Here is a 24,495-nt window from a genome sequence, read left to right as displayed (position 1 = left end):
CGAGGCGAATGGCACGTATTTAAAGCCTAATAGTGACGGAGGCAATTGCTGGAACCAGCAGGAGTTGTATGCTCCGTGTTGCCAGTTGTGGCCATGAGCACCGAGTATCCTTCCCTTGGGACGTCTATCGATCCCGGATTGCGCTCAAAACCCTCCATTGCAGCGGGAACCGTCGTGTTCAGCCTATCTCGATCGCTACCTTCCCGAAATGCGCGCCGCTTTCCATATGTGCAAACGCCTGTTTCGCCTGGTCGAACGAAAAAATCCTGTCGATCACCGGCTTCATGCGACTTGCCGCGATGCCATCCACCATCGCCTGGAGGTCCTCGACCGATCCGACGGTGACGCCCTGCAGCCGCTGCTGCTGCATGACCATCAACGGCAGCCGCAGGTCGGACGGCGGCGGCCCCGCGAGCACGCCGATAAAGGCGATCGTGCCGCCGATTCTGGTCGCCCTGATCGATTCGTTCAGCGTTCCGACCCCGCCCACCTCGACGACCAGATCGACGCCGTGGCCGCTCCACTCGCGGGCTTTCTTGCCCCAGTCGGGTGTCGCCCTGTAGTTCAAGGTGAAGTCGGCGCCGAGCTGCTTGAGGCGTTCGATCTTCGCATCGCTGGATGAGGTCGCGATGATGCGCGCACCGCACATCTTGGCAAACTGAAGTGCGAACAGGGATACCCCGCCGGTGCCCTGCGTCAGAACGGTCTGGCCGGGTCTTATGCCGCCCAGCTTGACGACCGCGCTCCAGGCCGTGAGCCCGGCGCAGGGCAGTGCGGCGGCTTCGATGTCGGTGAGGTGCTCCGGCGTTCTGACCAGCGCGTGCTCCGGAAAGATCCTGTACTCGCTAAGGACGCCGTCGACCGAGCCGCCGAGGGCTCTACGCATCTTTGCTTCGCTGGGCTCGCCGCCGATCCAGCTTTCGAAGAAACTGCCGATGACGCGGTCGCCGGCGGCGAATTCCCGCACGTCCGGGCCGACCCGCTCGACCACGCCCGCTCCGTCGGAGGCCGGCACCAACGGAAACTTCTGACGCGACCCGTAACCGCCCTTCACGGTGAGCAGATCGCGATAGTTTAGCGTTGCCGCTTTGAGCCGAACCAGCACCTCGTCTTCACGAGGCTCCGGCACGGGCTTGTCGACGAGGGCAAGTCCATCGATTCCGTTCGGTCCCTGTAGCTCGTAGCACTTCAACGGGGTTCTCCTTCGGCACAGTCGGGCAAGGGCCATATTGCCGCAATTGTTCCGGTTCCGCCAATCCTGCGGATTAGAATCGCACGGCCATCTCGGCCAGCCGTCGATGCGCACCTTCGCGTGCGGTGCGGATCGGTTCGAGTGGCCCGGTGGTCGGTCCGATCGGCACGAAACGCACGTCGCTGACGCCGATGAAGCGGAGCGCCTCGCGCAAGTAGGGCGTCGCCATGTCGATGCGGCCGCGATTCATGCCGGTGATGAAATCGCTGCCGCTCGCCAGAATCACGACGGTCGGTCTGTCCTTGAACAGCGGCAGATAGCCTTGTGCCGGATCGTAGCGGAACGCCAGCCCGGGCTGCGTGATGACGTCGATCCATTGTTTCAGCCTGTAGGGAATACCAAAATTCCACATCGGCGTCGAAATCAGCACGCGGTCGGCGAGCGCGAAGCGGAGCGCGATGCGCTCGGTGACCGCAAAGGCATCGCGCTGCGAATCCGTGAACGGCCGCCCGTTGATGCGGGCATATTTGGCCTCCAGTACATAACCTTCGAATTCCGGCAGGTGATCCCGCCACAGGTTCATCACGTCGATGTCCCAGTCCGGCCGCGCTTCTCGGAAGCGGTCAATAAAGACCCGCGCGCCGGCGGAGGATTCCGAGTCCGCCCGCGGCGAGCAGCTCAGGTGAAAGAGCTTGGGCATGGCCGCGCTCTGTTCATCCCAGTCCCCTGATGACCGCATCGGCGTTGGTGACGACGGCCACGTTCTGCATCGCGAAGTTGATGGAAGCGTTATGCCAGTCGGCGTTCATGGTCGAGCAGCAGTCTTCAGGGACGATCATGAAGTAACCTTTGTCCGCACCGGTGCGGGCGGTGTGCTCGATCGACATGTTGGTCCAGGCGCCGGTGTTGATGATCATGTCGCGGCCGGTCGCTTTCAGGATGGTCTCCAGCCTCGTGCCTTCCCAGGCGCTCATGCGCATTTTCTCGACGACGAAATCGCCGGCGCGCGGCTCGAGCCCTGGCACCGGCGCGGCGCCCCAGCTTCCGCGCACCATCGCGCCGCTGTCGACCAGCCCTTCAAACAGCGGCGCGTTGAGCGTGACGCCGGGCGCGCCCGGCTCGACGATGAACCAGACATGGATGATGACGACGCCGCGCGCCCGCGCGGCCTCTGAGAGGCGGCGGACATTGTCGACCACCCGCTGCTGTCGTGCATGGCCGGGCGAGCCGGAATCGGCGAACGCGCCACCCTCCATGATCACGTCATTCTGCAGATCCTGAATGATCATCGCGCAACGCCGCGGATCGAGCTGCATGTCGCCGCCGGCGAATTGAGGTGCGGCAGGCGGGGAGGAGGCTGCATCGTGGCCGGTCGAAACGCGGCCGCTCATATAGGGTTCGTGGCGCGGCCCGGCTTTGACCGGGATCGCATAGACCGAATGTGTCGCAGTCAAATAGAGCGTGCGAAAATCCGGCCCGCCCCACGCGAGATTGGCGACGAGTTCGGGAACGCGCACCTTGCCGAGCAATTCGCCTGATGGCGAATAGACCCAGACGCCGCCGGGCGCCGTGACCCAGAGATTGCCGCGCTGATCGCACTTCATGCCGTCGGGCAGGCCGGGCTCGAGCTCGGAACGGATGCCGCTGGCAAAGACGCGCGCATTGGCGAGCGAGCCGTCGGCTTCGACGTCGAAAACTCGGATCAGCGCCTGCGTGGTGTCGTTGACGTAAAGAAAGCGCTCGTCGGGCGAGAAGCAGAGCCCGTTGGGCTGGTCGAACAGATGGCGATCGACGATGAGTTTTGGTGGCCCGCCGCCTGATGGGACGCGGTAGACGCCCTGGAAGCCGAGCTGGCGCGGCCGTTCGACGCCATAGACCGGCATGCGGCCATACCAGGGATCGCTGAAGTAGATCGCGCCGCTCGAATGCACGCAGACATCGTTCGGGCTGTTGAGCTCCTGATTCTCGAAATGCGAGGCGATGACCTCGCGCCTTCCGTCGGGGCGTTCGCGCATCAAGGACGAGGTCGCATGCTCGCAGACGATCAAATTGAGCTCGGCGTCGTAGGTCATGCCGTTGCATTTGTTCGAGGGGCGCTTGACCTCGACGACGCCGCGCTTGGCATCCCATCGCCGGCGCACGTCGGCCGGCATGTCCGAAAACAATAGATAATGATGGATGGGGTGCCATATCGGCCCTTCCGTGAATTCGAAGCCGGTGCCGACCTGGCCGATCGGCGCGTAGGGGTCGATCAAAGTCTCGAATTCCGGGCGCAGCGTGACGTGCGTCATCGTTCGGTCCTTTCAGCGCTCAGGCCGGAAACCAGTGGCGCTGGGGCAGGCTCTGAACCACCGGGCCGGGCACCTGATCGTGCAGCCGGCCGACCACCATGCCGCCTTCGACCTTGGCTGGCCGGTCGTGGACCGGGAGCAAATAGCGCGAGTTGCTCAGGAGTTTTTTGATCGCCGCCTTTTCGGCGCGCTTGCTGGTGCCGTGATTGCCTGTGGTGCGCGGCTCGGAATCGTGAATCTCGTTGAAGGGCGTAACGATCTGGTCGTTGATATCGTAGATCACGTCGCCGCAGATGGTGGCGATACCGTCGGCGGTATGAACGTGGATGTTCATCGAGCCTTCGGTGTGGGCGTTGGCGGCCTCGCAATAGACGCCCGGCATCAGTTCGATCGGACCGGTCACTTCGAGATCGAGGAAGCGCAGCGCGCTCTTGGTGTGCAGACGGTCGATCAAGTGCTTGATGTCGGGCGCCGGATATTGCGGATGCATCAAACCGGAGACGGAATATTCCAGCTCCTTGCGATTGAGCACGACCGTGGTGTTCATGGGAAACAGATCGTCCTTGCCGGCGTGGTCGATATGCAGATGGGTATGGCAGACATAGCGGACATCGCCCATGCGCACGCCATGGCGCGCGAGTTGGTTCTCGATCATGTTCTCGTGGAACTGAAGCCCGCGCATGCCCAGCGTTTCCATGATCTGGTTGGAGCGGTAGCCGGTGTCGACTACGACCGGATAGGGGCCGCCAACGATCAGGAAGCCGAGCGTCAGGACACGGCGGGTGCGGCCGCAATCGCGGCCGAGCACGAGAAAGCTCGATTCCAGTTCGATATCCCCATAGTCCAGGATCTTGATTTCAAGCGGCATGTATTCCCTCCCACATTCTCTTAATCGGCGGTTCCGCGCGCCGTCATCGGTCAAGCCGGTAGACGCGCAAGGCGGTCGTTCGCAGAATGGCATCGCGCTGATCCGCTTGAAGCGAGGCGGTTGCGGCGAGATAGGCATCGACCAGTTCGCGATAGCTGGTCCAAAGTTTTTCGATTGGAAAATTGGAGCCAAACAGGCAGCGCTCGGCGCCGAAGATCGCGACCGTCTCGGTGAGAACATCGGATACATGCGCGGGGTCGTTGCGGTGGATGAAGGTGCCGAGGCCGGACAGTTTTGACACGACGTTTGGGCAGGCCGCGAGCCGGCTCATGCCGGCACGCCAGGCCGTGCGCCCCTCTGGCGAAAGATCTTCCAGCATGCCGGCGTGCTGCAGGATGAAGGTCACATCGGGACAGGCTTCGGCGAGCCCGGCGGCGTCGGCCATCTGCGGTGCGAATACCTGCAGATCGAAGCTGAAGCCATAATCGGCGAGCCGGGCAATATTGCGCCGGATTTTCGGATCAGCGCAGAGGTCCGGTCGGGCCGCAAAGCGATAGAGCGGGTTTTCGTGCCAGTGCAACTGCATGCGCACGCCGCGCACCAGCGGATAGTGCGCTAAGCGATCGAGTTGCGGGCGGACGTCGTCGACGTTGAAATCGGCATAGGAGACGATGGCGTGGGGCCATCCGTGGTCCTTTGCGGTTTCCTGCACCCAGGCCGTTTCGTCCTCGAACCGATCATTGGCCCAGTTGGTCTGCACATAGACCGAGCGCGTCACGCCGGAGCCTGCGAGGTCGCCGAGATATTCCTGGATCGGGTAGTCGCGCCGGATCGGCTCGTAGGGGCCAAAAATGCGCGGCTGCATCGGGCCGATCAGCCAGGGCAGGTCGGCCTGACGCCAGATATGATGATGGGCATCGACGATTTCGGTCACGCGGCCTTCCTTTGTCCGAGCGAGAGCACATGAGAGACGATCGCGGCGGTAGACCCGCCACCAGCCAGATCATCCACGAAGCGCCGGATCGCGATCAGCGCTTCGGTCTGCGGCTGAAAGCCGGGACCGGCGGCGAGCGGCGTCAGCCAGCTCAGGCGCCAGGCGCGCCGCGACAATTGCGCGACGGCGTCACGCAACGCAGAAGGATCGCCGCGTTCCAGTCCATCCGAGACGATGACGACCGCAGCGCCGCGCGCATAGCCGCCGAACCGGGGCACGGCCAGGAACGCCTGCAGCGCGTCGCCGATCCGGGTGCCGCCATCCCAGTCGCTGACCAGATGGGCGGCGGCAGATAGAGCCTGCTCGCGGCGCTTGAGACGGAGCGCGCGGGTGACGCGGGTGAGGCGGGTGCCGAAGGTGAACACCTCGACGTTGGGAGCCGCATGCACCACGGCGTGGGCGAGCTTCATATTGTCGTCGGTGCGTCCCTTCATCGAACCGGAGACGTCGATCAACAGCAGCACCTTGCGCGGCCTAGTGCGCCGCTTCAGCCGTCCGAGCCGCAGCACCTCGCCGTCATTGCGCACGCTCTCGCGCAACGTGCGGCGCAGATCCGCCCACGGGCCGCGGCGGGCGCGCATGCGGCGATGGCCGCGGCGTCGCGGCAGTCGGGTAGGAGCCTCGCGCGACAGTTTTCGCAAGGCATCGCTGGTTTGGCCTGGCGCGAAGCGACGCTCGACCAGCGCCTCGGCACGGGCCGCGGCAAGTCCGGACTCGTTGGCCTCATCAGCCAGCAGCGTTTCTTCCTCGCCGCGGCCTTCCTCCTGCAGGCGAACCACTTCCTCATCTTCCGCGCCCGTCCGATCCACCGCTTCGCTGCCGAGGAAATGGATGTCGAACAGCCGGTCGTAGGTCGCGCGCCGCTCCGGTGGTGGGGCGAGTGTCGCCAGTCCGGCCTGCCTGATAGATTCGAGGCTGCGCGGCCCGAGCAACTCGATCGCGGCCAGGAATGCCGTCGTCTGTTCCGGCGCTACGGCAAATCCGTTGGCGCGCAGCAGTGCGACAAAGGACACGAACACGCTGATAGCGCGTGGTAGCTGAAGTCCATCGCTCATGCGGCAGCCTCCGCAATGAGGGCGTCGAGCCGGCCGGAGATGAAGGTGAGATCCTCCTCGTCCTTCAGCGCGACACCGATCGAGCGCTTGAAGGCGTCCGGCCAGCGGGCGCCGCGCGCGTGCAACAGGGTGGCCGCTTCGGCCCAGTCGACCGCCTCGGCGATTCCAGGCGCCTTGCTGAGCGGCTCGCGCCGCAGCTTGCCGACGGCGGCGACGACGGCGCGTGCGGTGTTCTCGGCGACGCTCGAAGCCCGCATCATCACAATGCGCGCCTCGCGCTCGGCGGTGGGATATTCGATCCAGTGATAGACGCAGCGGCGGCGCAGAGCCTCGTGCAGGTCGCGGGTGCGGTTCGAGGTCAGTACGACGACGGGACGTTCCGCCGCGCGCACCGTGCCGCGCTCCGGAATCGAAATCTGGAAGTCGGAGAGGAATTCGAGCAGGAACGCCTCGAACTCCTGGTCGGCGCGGTCGATTTCGTCGATCAGCAGGACGGTCGAGTCAGGCGCGCGCAAGGAAGCGAGCATCGGCCGCTCGATCAGGAAAGTCTCGCCATAGATGTCGATCGTCTCCTCGCCGGCCTGGCGGATCGCGAGCATCTGGCGCGGGTAGTTCCACTCATAGAGCGCGGCTGATGCGTCGATGCCCTCATAGCATTGCAGGCGGATCAGGCGGCGGCCGAGCACGGCGGCGATGGCTTTTGCAGCTTCGGTCTTGCCGACGCCCGGCGCGCCCTCCAAGAGCAGCGGCTTGCCGAGCGCGAGCGCGAGATAGGCTGCCGTCGCGAGACCTTCGTCGGCAAGGTAATACGCCGTCCGCAGGGCACGTTCGAGCGCCTCCGGGCTGTCGATGCCGACGATGTTGCCGCGGACCGTCATGCCCCGACCTCAGCGCCGCGCCTGCGGCCGCGCGCCGCCCTGCGCCTTGAGCGCCCGCAAGACTTTTTCCGGCGTAATCGGCAGTTCATCCATCCGCACGCCGACCGCATTGAAGATGGCATTAGCGACCGCGGGCATCACCGGATTGGCGCACATCTCGCCGGGACCCTTGGCGCCGAACGGCCCGTCGGCGGCGGGACGCTCCAGCACCGCGATATCATGCGGGCAGATATCGCCGGGGCCGGGCATCAGATATTCGACGAAGTCGCGCGGGCCGTGAGCGGGGTCGGGATAGTAAGGCTCGGGCGTTTCAAACAGCGCGTGGCTGATCCCCATCCATGCGCCGCCGACGAGCTGCTGCTCCACCAGCCGCGGATTGAGCGCGCGGCCCAGCTCATACGCGCTGTCCATGCGCACCATCGCGACTTCGCCGGTCTCGTCATCGACTTCGACCTCGGCAACCAGGCAGGCGTGCGCGTAGCAGGTCGCGGGCGACATCTCGCCGGTTTCGGGATTGACCTCGGACAGCGGCACCAGAAAGATGCCACGCCCGGATATCGTCTTGCCCTGCTTGAACTGCGCGGCGATGGCGACGTCCTTGGTGGAGATCGAGCGGTGCGGCGCGCCCTTGACGTGGATGTTGCCGCGCCCGTCAGTATCGAGATCGGCGGCGTTGACCTCCAGCTCCTCGGCGGCGGCTTCCATCATGACGCCGCGCGCCTCCTTGGCCGCCGCCATCACCGCATTGCCGACGCGATGCGTGCCGCGGGAGGCGAACGAGCCCATGCAGTGCGGGCCGGTGTCGGAGTCAGCGGTGTCGACATAGACGTCCTCAACGGGAACGCCGAGCGTCTCGGCGCAGATCTGCCGCGTCACCGACTTCATGCCCTGGCCGAGGTCGATCGATGACAGCGACACCGTGAATTTGCCGCTGGGGTTGGAATGAACCAGCGCCTGGCTGGGGTCGCCGCCGAGGTTCATGCCGATGGGATAATTGATCGAGGCGATGCCGCGCCCGCGATGCTTTGCCATGGTCAACGCCTCCTGGTGCCGAAGACGGAAGAGAAACGGGTGGCGCCATGCGAGGGCGACGGAGCAGGCGGCCGCGTTGGAGGAGGCGGCGCCGGCGTGGGGGGCGGCGGTTGCTGGGTCGTTGCAGGCGCCGCGCGATCGTAGGTGGTTCGCTGCTGCGAGACGGCCGCGCGTTGCGGCACAGGCTCGATCGGCGTCGGCGATATCGTCGCCCGGCTGCCGCCGCCGTCCTTGCGCGACGACATGCGCTTGACCTCTTCGCGAAGTGGCCATTTGGCCTTTTCGGCGGCGACCTGCACGCATTCTATCAGCGCGGTATTCTTGGCCTCGCGCTGATGCGCCTTCATGTCGCCGTCGCGATAGGCGTTGAGGATGCGAAATTCCATCGGGTCGGTGCCGACGAGATGGGCGAGCTTGTCCATCTGGCATTCGAGCGCAAAGTCCATCGCCGTGACGCCGAAGCCGCGCATTGCGGTAGCCGGCGTGCGGTTGGTGAACACGCAGTAGACGTCGCCATGGACGTTCGGGATCGTGTAGGGGCCGGGCAGATGAGCCACGCATTTGACCACGGCGTAGCTGGACAGCCGCGTGTAGGCGCCGCTGTCGAAATAGGCGTGGATCTTGCGCGCGACGATGCGCCCGTCGCGCATCACGCCGTCCTTGATGTAAATGCGCTCGGCGCCGCGCGGCGAGCCGAACTGCATCTCCTCTTCGCGACCGAGCTGATAGCGCACCGGACGCCCGGTCAGCATCGCGCCGAGAATGGCGAGCGGTTCGGTGAGCGTATCCACCTTGCCGCCAAAACCGCCGCCGACGGTTCCGCCGATGAAGTGGAAGGTGTTGGAGGGCACGTCGAGGATTTTGGCGCAGGTATCGAGCGAGAAGAACAAAGCCTGCGTCGAGGTGTAGACAACATAGCGGCCGTTGGTGTCGGGGGCCGCGATCGAACCGTTGGTTTCGGTCGGCGCGTGCTCGATCGGCGACATCTGATAGCGCTGTTCGAGCACATGATCGGCCTCGGCGAAACCGCGCTCGACATCGCCGAAGCGCAGCTTCTGGTGATCGTAGACGTCGTGATAGGTAAAGGTGTTCTTGGGGTATGTTTCGTTGACGACGGGCGCGCCCGGTTTCAGCGCCTCCTCGACGTCGAACACCGCGGGCAGCGGATCATAATCGACGCGCACCTTTGCCATTGCCTCATAGGCTTCCCGCGGGCTCTCGGCGACGACGGCGACGACCGGCTCGCCCTTGTAGCGCACCTTGTCGACGGCGAGCGACGGCTCGTCGTCCTTGCCGAAGTTGATGAGGCTGAGCAGCGTGTTGAGGTTGCGCGGCACGTCGGCCCCGCGGATGATGCGCCGCACGCCGGGGGAACGCTCCGCTTCCATCGTGTCGATGCGGCGCAGACGGGCGTGGGCATACGGGCTGCGTAGCACCTTGAGGTGCTGCATGCCCTGCAGCTTGTGGTCGTCGAAATAGGTCGAGGTGCCCGTGACGTGCCCGAGCATGTCCTGGCGCTGCGTGCCCTTTCCAATCTCTTTCAGATTATCGTCGCGCTCGTCGGCGAAGATGTCCTTGCGCAGTTCCAGCATGGTCGTTCCCTTTAGGCGCGGGCGCGTCCGCTCGTGGCGGCGGCGAGGACGGCGTTGATGATCGGCTCGTAGCCGGTGCAGCGGCAGATATTGCCCGAGATCGCCTCGATGACCTCGGCGCGGGTCGGCGAAGGGTTACGATCGAGCAGCGCCTTCGCCGCCATCAGCATGCCCGGCGTACAGTATCCGCACTGCGCCGCGAATTGCTCCATGAAGGCGCGCTGCAGCGGATGCAGGTTGGGGCCATCCTTCATCCCGTCGAGTGTCTCGACAGCGCGTCCGTTCGCAGTCTCCGCCAACGTCAGGCAGGAGAGATGGAGTTCGCCGTCGATCAGCACACTGCAGGCGCCGCATCCGCCCTGGCCGCAGCCGAATTTCGGCGTCATGTCGCCGATCAGTTCGCGGAGCGCGACCAATAGATTGACGCCGCCGTCGACGAACACAGCGACGTCGCGGCCATTGTGACGAAACTGGAGCGGGGTCTTGGTCATGACGGACTTACTCCAGGCCGGACAGCAGGCGGCGCAGATGAACGCCGACGATCTCGCGGCGGTACCAGGCGCTGCCAAGGGCATTGTCTGCGGGCGATACGCCCTCCGTTGCGGCCGCGGCAGCAGCGCTGACCGCGGAGTCGTCGAGGGCACGTCCTTCCAGCGCGCGCTCGGCGGCCCTGGCGCGAATCTGCGTCGCGGCCATCGAGCCGAGCGCGATGCGGGCGCCTGAAACGCGACCGCCACTGACCGGCAGGTGCGCGGCGAGCGTGATCACCGAGCCGCCCTTTGGCTTGATGCGGGCGATCTTGCGATAACGGAAGGCGTCGGCGCTCGCGGGGCGCTGACAGGAGACGGCCAGCACCAGCGCGCCGCTCTGGCGCTCGCGGGATTGCAGGAACTCCTCGATTGGCATGTCGCGGGCGCCGAGACCGCCCTGGACGGAGACGGTGGCGTCGAGCGCCAATAGCGCGACGGTGAAATCGCCGTAGGGGCTGGGTGCAAACAGATTGCCGCCCACCGTGCCCATGTTGCGCACGGCCGGTCCGCCGATCGACCGTGCCGGTGCGTGCAGAAACGCCAGCTCGCGTTCGGCCAGGACCCTGGCGAAAGTGACGCCGGCGCCGATCGTAACGCGCGAGCTTGCCACATCGATACGGGACAGCGCCTGGTCGGTCGCACGCACGACGGTCGAGATCGAGATATCGCCCTCGTTGAGCGCGCGCATCACCAGCGTGCCGCCGCCGAGATAGCGCGCGCTGCGGTCGGACGACAATGCCGATGCCGCCTCGCCGAAACTCGCGAACGTCTTCACCGTGACGGGCATGGCTTCGCCTCCGCTTTCATGCGGCCTCCTTCAGGTGCCGGCGAATGGCATCGAAGCCGGCTTGATAGATCTGTTCCGCGACCATCTGCGCAAGCCGCTCGGCATCCGCGGGCCGTGTGGTGAACCTGGATTCCCAGTGCCAGAAGGTGCGGTCGCCGTCGGTGACCGGCAGCAGTCGGACATGGGCGACATAGTTGAACATCGGGATCGGCGTATCGAGCAGGCAATAGCTGAAGGTCTGTTCGAGGTCCGACAGCGCCAGCAATTGCTCGCGCAGCTCCGAGCCGTCCTGCAGCTTGAAGCGCCTGATACAGCCGATCTTGTCCGACGCCTGCGCGCGCTCGATGGTGCTGGTCGCCACCGCCGGGTGCCAGCGGTCATGGCCGTTGAAATCGCGCAGCACGTTCCAGACTTCGCCGGTGGGCGCATCGAGGATCGTGCTTTTGACGATATGCGGCACACTAGCCTCCGAAGGCGCGCTTGAGCGCATCAAAGCCGCCCTGAAACACGCCGGTCCCGATGTTGCTGACGAGTTCGTTCTCGCGCTCGGGCACGCAATCGAACTCGGCGGTCCATTCCAGGAAGGTCTGGTCGCCATCCGTCACTGGCGTGAGCCGCAGGGTAGCTACGTAGTTCTCCACCCCCATCGGCGACTCCAGGATGGAGTAGGTGCAGAACATGTCGTAGTCGGAGAGCCCGAGCAGCTTTTCGCGGATGCGGTCGCCGTTGCGCAGGCGAAAATCCCGTACGCAGCCGATCTTGTCGGCCGGCTCGCCGCCCTCGATGCGGCTCTCCGCAATCGCAGGATGCCAGTTGGGCAGGCCGTTGAAGTCGCGCACGCGCGCCCAGACGCGGTCGTTGCGGGCGTTGACGACGGTAGAGACGTAGACCCGTGCCATGGCGTGCTATCAACCTTTCTTGCGCGGCCCGCGCTCGGCAGGCGGCTCGCCTGGAGCCGGGACGGCAGGAGGCGCGTCGGGTTTGCCCGGACTGCTCCTGCGTGACGCTGATTCTTTGATGCCCTGCATGTCGCGCGCTTCGCGAATGAGGCCGGGCATCCTGGCGAGACTTCCGCCCTCGACGCCGATGTCGGAAAGGATGGAGTCGATCAGAGGCGCCTGCACCCGGTAGCGCAGTGCCGAGTCGATCACCTCGTCGGTGGCGCTGCGGCCGCCATTGCCGCCGCCACCGCCGTTGAGCCCGTCCACCTGAAGGATGCGGATACCCTCGATCTTCTCCATCGGCTTGACGCTCTCGCGCACAATGCCCTCGATACGATCGAGCAGCTTGCGGCGGAACAGCGAGTAGCGCGCCTGGTCGGTGAGCACGTTCTCGGCTTCGTTGAGCAGCCGCTGCGCCTCGGCCTCGACGGCGGCGCGCACACGCTCGGCTTCGGCGGCGATCCTTGTCTCCTCGGCTCGCTTTTCCGCCAGCAGCACCTCGATGGTCTTCTGGCGCCTGGCGACCTCGCTGTCGCGGGCGGTGACGACGCGTTCGGCCGCCTCGGTCGCCCCCGCGCGCGCATCCTCGGCTGCCACCTTGGCGGCGGATTCTTCCAGCGATTTCTGATAGAGGGCGATCGCCTTCTCCATCAGCGCCGTTTCGACTTCCTTCTCGCGATTGACCTCCAGCTTGCGCAGGTCGCGCTCGCGGCCGATGCGGGCTTCGTCGAGGCCGCGGTCGGAGGCGATGCGTGCCCGTTCGACTTCCTCGCGGGAGGCGATCTCGGCTTCCTGCAGCGCCTGGACGCGGCCGACTTCGAGCTGCTCGATCGCGCGCCGGCGGGCGAGCCGCGCGGCCTCGAGCGCCTGTTCGCGCGAGACATCTGATGTCTCGACTTCCTTGCGCGCGTTGATCTCGGCCTGCTTGACCTGCCGGTCGGCGTCGATCCGTTCGGAGCGCTTGGCGGCGAGCGCGATCACGCGCTCCTCGTCGGCGATCTCGACCGCCTTCTTCTGGTCGATATTGAGCACCTCGCGGGTCTTCGACGAGGCGATACGCTCGGCCTCCAACGCCAGTTCGACCTCGACGCGCCGCCGCTCGATCGCGTCGCGGCGCTTGAGCTCGGCGGCCTCGATGGATTCGGTGCGATCGATCTCGAGACCCCTGGTTTCCTTCTCGGCCCGGATGCGCTGGGCGGCGATCACCTTCTCCTGGGCAATGCGCGCGGCCTCGATGGCCTCGCGCGAGGCAATATCGGCCTCCTCGACGGCGCGATTGCGCGCGATCTCGAGCGAGCGAACGCGCTCTTCCTGGGCAATACGTGAGGCTTCCGTTGCCTCGCGCGCGGTGATCCCGGCGACTTCGAGCGCCTGGTTGCGCTCGATTTCCAGCTTGCGCGTAGCGTGCTCGGCGCCGATCCGCTCGGCCGCCAGCGTCCGTTCGCGGGCGATCCGTGCAGCTTCCACGGCCTTCTGTGCCTCGATCTCCGCTTCCTGGATGGTGCGAACCTGCGCAATCTCCAGCGAGCGGGTACGCTCGTCGGACGCGATACGTTCGACATTGACGATCGTGGTCTGGGCAATGCGGGCCTTCTCGGTCGCCTCGCGCGCCGCTATCTCGGCTTCCTCGACCGCGCGGGTCCGTTCGATCTCGCGCCGGCGGGTTTCTTCTTCGTTGGCGATCCGCGCGTCGGTGACGGCGCGATCCTGCTGGATACGCGCCTTCTCGACCGCTTCGCGCGCCGTGATCTCGGCTTCCTCGACCGACCGCGTGCGCTCGATGTCGCGCTGCCGCACTTCGCGCTCGGAGGCGATGCGCGCCGTATCGACCGCGCGCTGATTGGCGATCTTGGCCTTTTCGATTTCCTCGCGGGCCAGCAGTTCCTTTTCCTCTACCGCGCGGGTGCGTTCGATCTCACGGTGGCGGGTCTCGCGCTCGGAGGAGATGCGGGCTTCGGCGATCGCAAGCTCGTTGGCGATGCGGGCCTTTTCGATTGCCTCGCGGGCCGCGATCTGCGCCTGTTCGGCCTCGGTCTCGCGCAACGCGCGCTCGCGCGCCACTTCGGTGCGCTGCAGGGCGCGGCGCATCTCGATGTCGCGTTCCTGTTCGAGGCGGGCGGTCTCGCTCTCGCGCTCGATCTCCAGCGCCTGGCGCTCTGCATCGAGGTTGCGGGTGCGGATCTTGATCATCGAATCCTGTTCGATGTCGTTGCGGAGCTTGCGCTTGGCCTCGATGTCCTCCATCAGGCGCGTCAGGCCCTCGGCGTCGAACCGGTTGGATGGGTTGAAATATTCCAGGTCGGTCTGATCGAGATCGGTGATGGCGACCGACTCCAGCTCAAGCCCGTTCTGGGCGAGCGCTTCGGCTGCGGCGGCCTTGAGCCGCGTGACGTATTCGCCGCGCTGCTCGTGCATCTGCTCCATGGTCATTTCGGCGGCGACCGAGCGTATGGCGGAGACGAACTTGCCGGAGAGCAGGGCGTGCAATTGCTCGGGTTCGAGCGTGCGCCGTCCGAGCGTGGCGGCGGCGATCGCGACCGCCTCGCGCGTCGGCTGCACGCGCACGTAAAAGTCTGCTTCGATGTCGATGCGCATGCGGTCGCGGGTGATCACGGCGTCGTGCTTTGCCCGCACGATCCCCATCGGCAGCACGTTCATGTTGACGGGCGTGTAGTCGTGAATGAACGGCAGCACGAAGGCGCCGCCGTTGATCACGACGCGTTCGCCGAGCAGACCGGTTCGGACGAAGGACACTTCCTTCGACGAGCGGTGGTAGAGCCAGTTCACGATATAGACGACGATGGCGATCACGATGACCGCGACGATCAGCCAGAGAATCAATTCGCCAACCAGAGTCCCCGACATCTCTTCCTCCCTTTGGTCTCGGCGTTACCGCGCGCCGATCGCCTTGAATTTACGAACCTGTTCTGTCAGCGCCCGCTCCACCGGCAGACGCTCCATCGAGGAGGCGCCGTAAAAGCCGTGGCACTTGCGCGTATGTTTCATGATGAAATCGGCATCGGCGGGCTCGGCGATCGGGCCGCCATGGGCCAGCACCAATATGTCCGGATTGACGCACAGCGCTGCCGCCGCCCAGGTGTCGATCTGTTCCGGGCAGTCTTCGAGCTTTTGCGCGGTGTGCGCCCCGATCGCGCCGCCGGTGGTCAGGCCGAGATGGCAGACGATGATATCGGCGCCGGCAATTGCCATGGCGGTAGCCTGGCTTTCGCTGAACACGTAAGGCGTCGTCAGCATGTCCTTGTCGTGCGCCTTGGCGATCATGTCGATCTCCAGCGCGTAGGACATCCCGGTTTCCTCGAGATTGGCGCGGAAGATTCCGTCGATCAGCCCGACGGTCGGAAAGTTCTGCACGCCGGCAAAACCCAGCGCCTTCAACTGGTCCAGGAAGAGGTCCATGTCGCGGAACGGATCGGTGCCGTTGACGCCGGCCAGCACCGGCGTCCGCGTGACGACCGGAAGCACTTCGCCGGCCATCTCGACCACGATCGCGTTGGCATCGCCATAGGGCATCAGTCCGGCTAGCGAGCCGCGTCCCGCCATGCGGTAGCGGCCGGAATTGTAGATGACGATTAAATCGACGCCACCGGCTTCCTCGCATTTGGCGGACAATCCAGTGCCGGCGCCGCCGCCGACGATCGGCTCGCCCTTGGCGGCCATGTTGCGAAACTTCTTCAGGATGGCTGAACGTTCGAACTTCGCCATGGTCACCTCGCGACTTTCCGACGGGTCCCCGGGCGTCCGACCAGGGGGCGGAGCGCGGTGACGATGGCGGATGCAAATTCGGGTTCGTTGATGTGGCGCTTGATGCGGATGAGCTGGCGATTTCCGGTCTGGCGCACGCTGCGTTCGAGCGCGGTGAACAGCGCCGCGTCGGCCTCCGGATGCCAGAACGGCTGACCCGGCGCGTCGAGCGCGGAGACGCCGCCTTCCGGCAGAAAGAAGCGCACCGGCCCGTCCATCCGGTTGAGTTTCTCGCCGATCCAGCGCCCGATGCGCTCGTTCTCCTCCGGCGTGGTGCGCATCAAGGTCACCTGCGGATTGTGAACGTGGAATTTGCGCTGACGATAGCGTTCGGGGATGGTGTCGGGGGCGCCGAAATTGACCATGTCGAGCGCGCCGACAGAGCCGATGAAGGGCAGGCGGCTGCGGATAATCGCGCCGAAGCGGTCCTCGGTGGCGGGGAATACGCCGCCCATCAGGAGGTCGCAGACCTCCGTCGTCGTGAGATCGATGACGGCGGCCAGCATTCCGGAATCGACCAGCTTTTCCATCGAGCGGCCGCCGACGCCGGTGGCGTGGAAGACGAGACATTCGAAATCACTGCGCAGATCAGTCGTGATCTTCTGCACGGCAGGTGTCGTCACGCCGAACATGGTGATGCCGACCGCGGGCAAATCGGCCGACACGTTGCGTTCGGACCCGGCGCGATCGTCGAGACGCGCCTTCACCATGCCGGCAATGGCGTTGGCGCCATTGGCGAGCACGGCGCGCGAGATCGCGTTGAGCCCCTGCACGTCGGTGACCGAATACATCATCGTGATATCGGCAGGCCCCACATAGGGGCCGACATCTCCTGATGCGACCGACGAGATGATGAGTTTCGGCACGCCGACGGGAAGCGCGCGCATGGCTGGCGCGACCAGCGAGGCGCCGCCGGAGCCGCCCGCCGAAATGATGCCTGCGACATTGCCCTGACGGCGCAGCCAGTTGGCGAAGGCGTCCGCCATCGCCGTTACCGACGCACCGCGGTCGGATCCGAACACGCTGGATCCGCCGCGCCCGTGGTTGAGCGCGATTTCCTGGGCGGAGACGTCGCAGGTCGAGAGCTTGCCGCTGGTGGAAACGTCGACCAGGCGCGTCCTCAGACCGTGCCGGGCGATCACGTCGCGAATGAAACGCAGCTCCTCGCCCTTGGTATCGAGCGTCCCGACGACGAGGACGACGGGCGGTCCGGACACGCCTTGTAGAACAGCGCCGGCCTGGCGCTTTTGCCGGGCGGCGTCTTCGATCCGCGCAACGCCCGTCGAAAGCGTGCGCGCTGCGGCTTCGATGCGCGCAATGGGCGCCGGCTGCGACCAGCGCGTCGGCAGCGTGGGATTGGAGATATAGATCCGGATCGGCGCCGTACTTGGCGCGCGCGGCGGCGCGGGTCGCGCCTCAGCCTCGGCGCCTGCATCGGCAGTTTCGAGATCTGCTTCCGGCTCGGCGTGGACTCCAACTACTCCAACACCCAGCAGACGTTGTTGCAGTTCCCGATCCGCCGCGAGGCGCGCGGAATCGATGATACGATTGATACGGCCGTTGACCATGATCGCGACATTCTTGGAGATCGCAGTGGCGACGCCGATATTCTGCTCGATCACGAGCACCGACATGTCGCCGTCCTCGCCGAGGCGCACCAGCATTTCCTCGACCTGGGCGACGATGACGGGCGCCAGCCCTTCGGTCGGCTCGTCCATGATGAGCAGATGCGGATTGGTCAGAAGCGCGCGCGAGATCGCCAGCATCTGCTGTTCGCCGCCGGAGAGCTGAGCGCCGCCATGGTCCTTGCGTTCGGCAAGGCGGGGAAACGTCTCGTAGATGCGATCGATGGTCCAGGCGCCTCGCCGCATCCCGGCGGCCAGGCTCAAATGTTCGGAAACGCTGAGCGAGCGCCACAGTCGTCTGCCTTGCGGAACATAGCCGACGCCTGCCTGCGCGATCCGCGCCGGGCTTAGACGGGTAATATCCTCGCCGCGAACGCGAACCGAACCGCCGCTTGCCCGCAGCAAGCCCATGATGGTCTTGCACAGGGTGGTCTTGCCCATGCCGTTACGGCCGACCACCGAGAACACGCCTGAATCCAGCGTCAGGTCGACGCCCTGCAAGGCATGCGAATGGCCGTAATAGACGTCGAGGCCCCGGACTTCGAGGGCAGGCGCGGAGCGGCGGATCTCACTCATGGCCGGCCCCCAGATAAAGTTCCTGGACCTCGGGGTCGGCTTCGATCTCGTGCGGCAGGCCTTCCTTGAAGACGCGTCCATTGTGCATCATCGTGACGCTTTCGACGACGCGGAGCGCGACATCCATGTCGTGCTCGATGATGATGTAGCCGATGTGGGCGGGTAGCGACGTCAGGATCTCGATCAGCTCGCGCCGCTCGGTGGGGGAGAGGCCTGCGGCCGGCTCGTCGAACAAGACGAAGCGCGGCGCGCCGGCGAGCGCGAGCGCGATCTCGAGCTGCCGCTGCTGGCCATGCGCGAGCTCAGCGACCCGCTGCTCACCGACCGGCGTCAGATGCACCGCCTGGATCAGCGCCTCAGTCGCATGTATGAGAGCGTCGTTCGCGCCCGGACGCAGCGGAGAAAATCGTCCGCGGGAAACGCCGCGGCAGGCGAGGTAGACGTTGTCTCTCACGGTGAGGCCGGGAAACAGCGCCGAGATCTGGTAGGTGCGGCGCAGGCCGCGGCGGATACGCTCGTAAGGCGGGAAGTGGGTAATGTCCTCGCCGAAGAAGCGGATCGTGCCGGACGACGGCGGAAAGTCGCCGGTCACGCAATTGAACAGCGTGGTCTTGCCGGCGCCGTTGGAGCCGAGCACGGCGCGGCGCTCCCCCGGACGAACCGTGATGGTGACGTCGGTCAGCGCCGCAAGCGCGCCGAACAGCCGCGTCACACCGCGCAGCTCCAGCGCGGCGCCGGCACCGACGGCCGAGAAGCGTGGTGCGGCGCTATCCATGGCCGTGGCCTCCGCCCGGGCGTTTGTCTGGAGTGGCCGTGCGACGTCGCCAGCGCTCCCAGAGCCCGATCACGCCATCCGATGACCAGAACACAATGGCGAGGAATCCGAGGCCGATCAGCAGCCGGAAGCGGTTGCCGTCGAGCCCGAACTTGACCAGCAAATCGAGCGCGAAGGTGCGCAGGATGACGAAGATGAAGGCGCCGATGAAGGGGCCAATGGGTCGGGTGATGCCGCCGACCACGGCGATAATCAGGATATCGATGCAGGCTCCGACGCTGACCGAGCCGGGCGATATCTGCCGGTAGTTCCAGACCTGCAGCACGCCGCCGAGCGCGGCGATAAAGGACGCGAAGGCGTAGGCTGCCACGCGGTGCGCGTTGACATTGAAACCGAGCGCCGCCATGCGGCGGGGATTGTCCCGCACGCCCTGCAGCGCGAGGCCGAACGGCGCGCGCGAGACATATTGAACGGCGAAATAGCAGAACGCCGCGACACCCAGCGTGACGTAATAGTAGGGGATGTCGGAGCGCCAGTCGACGCCCCAGAATTTCGGCGTGGCGATGGTGTTGATGCCGGTGTGGCCGCCGAAGATCGGCCAGTTCTGATTGGTGAAATAGTAGAAGGCCGCACCGATCGCGAGCGTGATCATGATGGTGTAGATGCCCTCGGTGCGCACCGCGAGCGTGCCGCCGAGCGTGCCGAAGATGGTCGCGAGCACCAGCGCCATCGGCGTTGCGAGCCACCACGGCCAGCCGAGGCTGATATTGGTGTTGGCGCTCATGCCGAACACCGCAACCATATAGGCGGCGAAGCCGGCGATAGTGAGCTGCATCAGGCTGACCATGCCGCCATAGCCCGCCAGGAACATCAGGCTGAGCGCGATGGTTCCGAGGATCAGCGTCGTGGCGAAGATCTCGATCAGGAAGAAGCCGCTGGCGATGAACGGCATGATCAAAAGGATCACTGCCACCAGCCAGACCGCCGGCTTGTTGAATTCCGGCCACGACAGCAGTACAGCGCGCGCTCCTGCCGCCTGACTGGTCTCTTGATGCGCGCCCTGGACCAACGACATGTCAGCGCCTCGCCAACAGGCCCTGCGGCCGCAGAGCCAGCACCAGCACCATGATCAGGAAGGTCACCACGATCGCGTAGGTCGGGATGTAGACCGAGCCAAGCTGCTCGGCGAGGCCGATGATGACGGCGCCCAGCGCCGCGCCCGGGATCGACCCCATGCCGCCGACAATGACGACGACAAGGGACGCCAGCAGGAAGCGGGTATCTTCGCCGGGCGAGATCGACTGAAAGGTTCCGCCGACCACGCCCGCGATGCCGGCAAGCCCCGCGCCGAGCGCGAACACGGCAACGAAGACGAGCTGGATGGGCACGCCGGTGGCGGCGAGCATATCGCGGTCATCGACGCCGGCGCGCACCATCATCCCGACGCGGGTTCGATTGAGCGCCAGCCACATCACGATGCCGATCACGACGGCGGCGACGAAGATCACGAGCCGCACCAGCGGATACCGCAGATAGACCGCCTCGCCCGACGATCTGACCGCGGTGACCAGCGGCAATTCGATCGGGCCGACCAGCCAGTTCGGGGTCTGGATCTGATAGAAATCGCCGCCGAATACCCACAGCATCAGATCCGCAAACACGATCGACAGCCCGATCGTCACCATGGTTTGGCGCAGATCCTCGCCCTCCATGCGGCGGAAGACGACGATTTGCAGGACTATTCCGACCAGCGCCACCGCAATAAACGCGATGATGAAGCCGAGCACCCATGAGCCGGTCCAGGTACTGATGGCGTAACCGACATAGCCGCCGAACAGATAGAGCGAGCCATGCGCCAGATTGACGTTGCGCATCAGGCCGAAGATCAGGGTGAAGCCGCTTGCCACCAGGAAGTAGAGGCTGCCGAGCGTGATGCCGTTGAAAACGGCATTGAGAAAGACCCGCTTCCTGCCGATCGCCTCTTCGAGTCCGGGCGGCCAGACGGCAAGGATCAGCCACAACAGCAGCGCGATCGCGATCAGCAGGATCAGCGCCCATGCCGGATGGCGTTCGATGAATCCTGTCACGGTAGTAGCCCGGCCGTCGCCATACCGTCCTCCCAGACGCCGCGGCCGTTTCGGCTCGCGTTTTCGGACCATCCTAATGGTGCCGCAAACCGCGCACTTGATTGTCAGTATCTTTTCGCGCCGGGTAAGCTCAGGGTCGCAAGACTTTGGCGGCGCGGCGGTATTCCGTGGGCGCCATCCCGACATTGGCTGCGAAGAAGCGCGTGAAACCGCTCTGGGAGGAGAAGCCGAGATCGAAGCCGATATCGGCGATCGGCACTTCGGTCGCGACCAGCGCGTCCAAGGCCTGTTCCATGATCAGTGTATTCAGATAAAGGTTCGGCGTGACGCCGGTCTGGGTGCGGAACAGCCTGTAGAAGTGGGGCCGCGACAGCCCGGAGGCCCGTGCGATCGAATCCAGTTCGATCTCGGCGCCAGGGCTTTCGGACATCAGCTTGATGGATTTGCGGACGCGAAAGTCGGTGACGGCGGCGGTGCGCGTCTCCTGGACTGGTTCGGGCCGCTGCCAGCTCTCTTCATAGCAACCGTCGATCAACTGCCTCAGTTCGCAATCGAGGCTGCTTAAGGAGGGCGCGCCGCAGACCAGCGCGGCGGTTCGCCTGATGTGCCGGTCGAGGGGGACGGTGCGCTTGAAACAGGTGCGGCCGAACCGCAGGCCGTGGGCCCGCGCCGCATCTGGGGCGAACCATTCGGCGTTGACGTAGAGGACGAAGAAGATCGCGCCGTTCTCTACGTCCGTCGGAACAAAATTGTGTGGTTCCCAGGGGTTGACGGCAACAATCGAGTCTTCTGCGAGGAGCCATCGCTCATCGCACACATCAATGCGGGCCGGCGTTCCACCGACATGAAAAATCAGATGCCCCTCGCGATGCGCGTGCATGTTGAAGGGGCGGTTCAACTGATAGACCGTCGCGCGACCGAACCGGCCGTGGAAGACGGCGAGAGCCTTGCTCATGCCTTCCCTCCCGCGGGATGTTCTTGTCTTTTCCGCCAGCGTTCAACATCCGCGGAGAGAATGCAAGCTTGGATGGCGTTTGCCCGGGCCCCGGCGTGACCGGGACCCGTTCGCAAATGCGAAGAACTCAGTACTTCTTGCACTCCGGAACCGTTCGGCTCGGCAGGCCGATCTTGGAGAACACCGCCGGGTCGTAGCCCAGCGTCTGGTTCACGTTGGGAATGACCTTCACGACCTTGCTGAACAATGCACCCTTGCCGTCATCCACCACCTCGGTGACGAAGTTGGTTCCGATGGCCTGGCGGTTGGAGTCGAGCTTGATCTTGCCGTTGGGCGCGTCGAGCTCAATCTTGGCGAGGGCTTCCTTGAGCTTTGCCTGGTTGTTGCTGAGATCGCCGTTGACCTGACGCAGCGCGAGGATGAGCGCCATCGTCGAGCCGTAATAGTTGGTGGCGAGCAGCGAGGGGCTCGGGAACCGCTTGTTCGGGGGGAAGGCGTCCTGATAGGCCTTCACGAACTTCTGCCAGCCCGGATCCTCCCAGGTGTCGGCCTGGCCGCTCGCGGCAATGGTGCCGAGCAGCGCATTCTTGGCGTTGCCCTTGGCGGAGAGGATGGTCTGGTCGACCATGATCGAGCCGCCCATGAGATGCGCCTTGCCGCCGGCCTGCTGATACTGGTTCAGGAAATTGACGGCGTCCGCACCGCCGAGGCCGAGATAGATCGCGTCGACATCGTCGGGCAGGGCGGCAATGACGGACGCAAAGTCCTTGGTGCCAAGCGGCACCCATTGCCGGTTCGTGACCTGTCCACCGGCGCCGCAGAACTCAAGCACAAGCCCGAACACCTGCGTGTAGATGAATGAGTAGTCTTCGCCGACGGTTGCGATCTTTCGATAGCCCTTGGTTTCATAGGCATATTTGCCGAGCCCGACCTGCCACTGGGCGCCGTCCATGTTGAAGCGGAAGAAGTTCGGCGCCGGGTCGACGTAAGTGGTTTCCTGTGCACCCGAGGCGGCGTTCACGAAGGTCAACTCGGGCCGCGTCTTGGCAAAGTTCTTGACCGCGATGCCTTCGTCGCCGGACAGCGGCGAGAGCAGGATCTGCACCTTGTCCTGCTCGATCAGCTTGCGCACGGCGCGAATGGCGGAGTCGGGCGTCGCATCCGTCGAAGCGATGATGAACTCGAGTTCCTTGTCGCCGACCTTCTTGCCGAGCGTATTGATCGCCGTCTGATGGCCGCGTATGCCGTCCTCGCCGAGCACCGTATAGGTGCCTTCGAGTGTCGCAGTGACGCCGACCTTGATCTTCTCTTGAGCCATGGCGGCGCCAGAAAGCAAAAGGCTGCTTAGCGCGACCAGTACCGCACAGCTTCTCAACATCGAACCCCTCCCTTGTATCGCCAGTTTTTAGGTCGTTCCAAAATCGCCACGCCGTTGATAGCCGGTTGTGCGACCGGGACCGCCGGACGAAAGCTAGCTGATCACTGAGGCGGGGCGCGCAACTTCACTGGCCGCAACTTGACCGGTAGTCTCATTTTGAATGCTGCGCCGCGAAGGGGGCAGTCTTGGAAAAAACGAATGAATGTTCGAAGAAGAGCACCCTAAAGCAGTGTCGCGGAGGATTGATCGTGGTTGATCTGGATGTGGCGAGATGTCGGCTTGTCTCGAGATGCCCTGCCGCAGGCAGCGCGATCGTCAGGATATTTGTGGCAGCCGTGCTGACCCTGTGCGCCGATACCATGGCCGCCGCAGGCAGCGATCTCTATCGTACCAAGGTCACCGTAACGGGGCAGGGCGAGGCGAATCGCATCGTTGGCTTTGCCGCGTGTCTGGAGGACGTCCTCATCAAGGTATCCGGCGCACAGAAGCTCGCCGGTGACCGGCGATTGGCAGCCTATAAATCGCAGGCAAAGCGTTTCGTCACGTCATTCAGCTATCGCGATCAGTTTGCAGGCAAGCCCGTTCGTGACGAGCAGGGCACCCGCGACCGGCCCTATGATCTGACGGTGGAATTTGAGGAAAGCAAGATCGACGACATTCTTAGGGCGTTCGGCCTCAAGCCCTGGCTTGCACATCGTCCGCGCCTTGCGGCCTTTGTCGAGATGGAACAAGGCCCGAGGAACTATATCGTGACATCGGATGGCACCCAGTCCGACCTGCAACGCGACGCACTGCTCGCCGCGGCGGAGAAGCGTGGCATGGGCATCGTGCTGCCCAGCACGGCGGCGCTGGCGAAATCGAACATCAGCGGCGCGGAGCTCAGGACGGCGCCTTTCCCGGCGCTGGCGCCGGTTGCGGCCGAGCAGAGTGGCGAAGTCGTTGTGGTCGGGCGATTGGTCTGGGATGATCGGGAGCTCGGCTGGGCCACGCAGTGGCAGATGGATTGGGGCGGCCGGACGCATCGTTGGCAAATTCGCGGCGTCACATTTGATGAAGCCTTCCGACGCGGCATCGGCGGCGCGGCCCAGGTCTTGTCAGGCAACGGCGATCCAGTAGCCAGATCGGAAGCGGGAAGAAACAAGCTTCATTGATTTTCCCGGCGCGTCGCTTCCCATCG

Annotated in this window: 22 protein-coding genes; 1 reads left to right on the top strand and 21 read right to left on the bottom strand. The window is 64.9% G+C overall.

What is annotated here, in order from left to right:
• Positions 1-178: 178 nt before the first annotated feature.
• The 21 genes from GWE18_RS16420 to GWE18_RS16320 all read right to left on the bottom strand — a co-directional run bounded on the left by GWE18_RS16420 (position 179) and on the right by GWE18_RS16320 (position 23,318).
• A complete protein-coding gene (locus GWE18_RS16420; protein ID WP_275186734.1) occupies positions 179-1,192 on the bottom strand; it encodes an NAD(P)-dependent alcohol dehydrogenase in 1,014 nt (337 codons plus the stop codon).
• 73 nt (positions 1,193-1,265) lie between these two features.
• Positions 1,266-1,892 (bottom strand): NAD(P)H-dependent oxidoreductase, encoded by a 627-nt coding sequence (locus GWE18_RS16415; RefSeq protein WP_275186733.1) that lies wholly within the window; start codon positions 1,890-1,892, stop codon positions 1,266-1,268.
• A gap of 13 nt (positions 1,893-1,905) precedes the next feature.
• On the bottom strand, positions 1,906-3,483 hold the full coding sequence (locus GWE18_RS16410) for an isochorismatase family protein (protein WP_275186732.1): 1,578 nt from the start codon (positions 3,481-3,483) through the stop codon (positions 1,906-1,908).
• A 19-nt stretch (positions 3,484-3,502) separates the two neighbouring features.
• Positions 3,503-4,351, bottom strand: a complete 849-nt coding sequence (locus GWE18_RS16405; protein ID WP_275186731.1) for an MBL fold metallo-hydrolase — start codon at positions 4,349-4,351, stop codon at positions 3,503-3,505.
• Between the two features lie 43 nt (positions 4,352-4,394).
• Entirely contained in the window at positions 4,395-5,285 is an 891-nt protein-coding gene (locus GWE18_RS16400) for an amidohydrolase family protein (protein ID WP_275186730.1), read from the bottom strand.
• Positions 5,282-6,400, bottom strand: coding sequence for a VWA domain-containing protein (locus tag GWE18_RS16395; protein WP_275186729.1), 1,119 nt, complete (start codon positions 6,398-6,400; stop codon positions 5,282-5,284). The genes GWE18_RS16400 and GWE18_RS16395 overlap by 4 nt, the downstream gene beginning before the upstream one ends.
• Positions 6,397-7,278: a MoxR family ATPase gene (locus tag GWE18_RS16390; RefSeq protein ID WP_275186728.1), complete on the bottom strand. Its 882-nt coding sequence runs from the start codon at positions 7,276-7,278 to the stop codon at positions 6,397-6,399. Before GWE18_RS16390 ends, GWE18_RS16395 begins: the two co-directional genes overlap by 4 nt.
• 9 nt (positions 7,279-7,287) lie before the next feature.
• Positions 7,288-8,310: a molybdopterin cofactor-binding domain-containing protein gene (locus tag GWE18_RS16385; RefSeq protein ID WP_275186727.1), complete on the bottom strand. Its 1,023-nt coding sequence runs from the start codon at positions 8,308-8,310 to the stop codon at positions 7,288-7,290.
• 2 nt (positions 8,311-8,312) lie between these two features.
• Positions 8,313-9,902, bottom strand: coding sequence for a xanthine dehydrogenase family protein molybdopterin-binding subunit (locus GWE18_RS16380; protein ID WP_275186726.1), 1,590 nt, complete (start codon positions 9,900-9,902; stop codon positions 8,313-8,315).
• An 11-nt stretch (positions 9,903-9,913) separates the two neighbouring features.
• The gene (locus GWE18_RS16375; RefSeq protein WP_275186725.1) at positions 9,914-10,393 is read right to left on the bottom strand and encodes a (2Fe-2S)-binding protein; all 480 of its coding nucleotides are present in this window, start codon (positions 10,391-10,393) and stop codon (positions 9,914-9,916) included.
• Positions 10,394-10,400: 7 nt separating this feature from the next.
• Positions 10,401-11,219 (bottom strand): FAD binding domain-containing protein, encoded by an 819-nt coding sequence (locus GWE18_RS16370; protein ID WP_275186724.1) that lies wholly within the window; start codon positions 11,217-11,219, stop codon positions 10,401-10,403.
• A gap of 16 nt (positions 11,220-11,235) precedes the next feature.
• Positions 11,236-11,679 (bottom strand): SRPBCC family protein, encoded by a 444-nt coding sequence (locus GWE18_RS16365; protein ID WP_275186723.1) that lies wholly within the window; start codon positions 11,677-11,679, stop codon positions 11,236-11,238.
• A 1-nt stretch (position 11,680) separates the two neighbouring features.
• Positions 11,681-12,118 (bottom strand): SRPBCC family protein, encoded by a 438-nt coding sequence (locus GWE18_RS16360; RefSeq protein ID WP_275186722.1) that lies wholly within the window; start codon positions 12,116-12,118, stop codon positions 11,681-11,683.
• 9 nt (positions 12,119-12,127) lie between these two features.
• Entirely contained in the window at positions 12,128-15,025 is a 2,898-nt protein-coding gene (locus GWE18_RS16355; RefSeq protein WP_275186721.1) for a flotillin family protein, read from the bottom strand.
• Between the two features lie 24 nt (positions 15,026-15,049).
• Positions 15,050-15,883 carry a phosphoenolpyruvate hydrolase family protein gene (locus tag GWE18_RS16350; RefSeq protein ID WP_275186720.1) on the bottom strand — a complete coding sequence of 278 codons (834 nt, stop codon included), beginning with the start codon at positions 15,881-15,883 and terminating at the stop codon, positions 15,050-15,052.
• 2 nt (positions 15,884-15,885) lie between these two features.
• Positions 15,886-18,123 carry an ABC transporter permease gene (locus GWE18_RS16345; protein WP_275186719.1) on the bottom strand — a complete coding sequence of 746 codons (2,238 nt, stop codon included), beginning with the start codon at positions 18,121-18,123 and terminating at the stop codon, positions 15,886-15,888.
• Positions 18,116-18,898, bottom strand: coding sequence for an ABC transporter ATP-binding protein (locus GWE18_RS16340; protein ID WP_275186718.1), 783 nt, complete (start codon positions 18,896-18,898; stop codon positions 18,116-18,118). The genes GWE18_RS16345 and GWE18_RS16340 overlap by 8 nt, the downstream gene beginning before the upstream one ends.
• Positions 18,891-19,973 (bottom strand): branched-chain amino acid ABC transporter permease, encoded by a 1,083-nt coding sequence (locus tag GWE18_RS16335; protein WP_275186717.1) that lies wholly within the window; start codon positions 19,971-19,973, stop codon positions 18,891-18,893. Before GWE18_RS16335 ends, GWE18_RS16340 begins: the two co-directional genes overlap by 8 nt.
• Before the next feature lies 1 nt (position 19,974).
• On the bottom strand, positions 19,975-20,985 hold the full coding sequence (locus GWE18_RS16330; RefSeq protein WP_275186716.1) for a branched-chain amino acid ABC transporter permease: 1,011 nt from the start codon (positions 20,983-20,985) through the stop codon (positions 19,975-19,977).
• A 130-nt stretch (positions 20,986-21,115) separates the two neighbouring features.
• Complete coding sequence (locus tag GWE18_RS16325) at positions 21,116-21,940, bottom strand: AraC family transcriptional regulator (protein WP_275186715.1); 825 nt, start codon at positions 21,938-21,940, stop codon at positions 21,116-21,118.
• Positions 21,941-22,067: 127 nt separating this feature from the next.
• Entirely contained in the window at positions 22,068-23,318 is a 1,251-nt protein-coding gene (locus GWE18_RS16320; protein ID WP_275186714.1) for an ABC transporter substrate-binding protein, read from the bottom strand.
• A 248-nt stretch (positions 23,319-23,566) separates the two neighbouring features.
• On the opposite strand from GWE18_RS16320, the gene GWE18_RS16315 reads away from it, so the two are divergent.
• Complete coding sequence (locus tag GWE18_RS16315) at positions 23,567-24,469, top strand: DUF2066 domain-containing protein (protein ID WP_275186713.1); 903 nt, start codon at positions 23,567-23,569, stop codon at positions 24,467-24,469.
• Positions 24,470-24,495 lie beyond the last annotated feature (26 nt).

Origin of the sequence: Bradyrhizobium sp. CSA112 (assembly GCF_029051645.1) — a bacterium.
Lineage (GTDB): Bacteria > Pseudomonadota > Alphaproteobacteria > Rhizobiales > Xanthobacteraceae > Bradyrhizobium.
Note: the sequence above shows the minus strand (reverse complement) of the source record. Positions and strands in the feature narration are given on the sequence as shown.